This window comes from Thauera phenylacetica B4P (assembly GCF_000310225.1).
Lineage (GTDB): Bacteria > Pseudomonadota > Gammaproteobacteria > Burkholderiales > Rhodocyclaceae > Thauera > Thauera phenylacetica.
The window spans coordinates 1-209 of sequence record NZ_AMXF01000667.1; the positions used below are offsets into that span (position 1 = coordinate 1).

General features: G+C 63.2%; 1 pseudogene. It reads left to right on the top strand.

The annotated features are described in order from the left end of the window. A pseudogene (locus tag C667_RS24205) lies at positions 1-209 on the top strand (ISAs1 family transposase); the annotation flags it as partial.

Consider the following 209-nt stretch of genomic DNA (forward strand, 5'->3'; position numbering starts at 1 on the left):
GAAGGGCGACTACCTGCTGATGGTCAAGGGTAACCAGCCCAAGTTGCTCGAAGCGATCGAGATCGCCTTCATCGACCAGCACGGTGTTGAGTCGGTCGACCGCAGCGCGCTGGTCGAACGCGGCTACGGACGCACCGTTGGGCAGATCGCTTCGGTGCTGTCGGCCAAGGGCATCGTCGATCCGGGCGACTGGCCCAAGTGTGTGACGA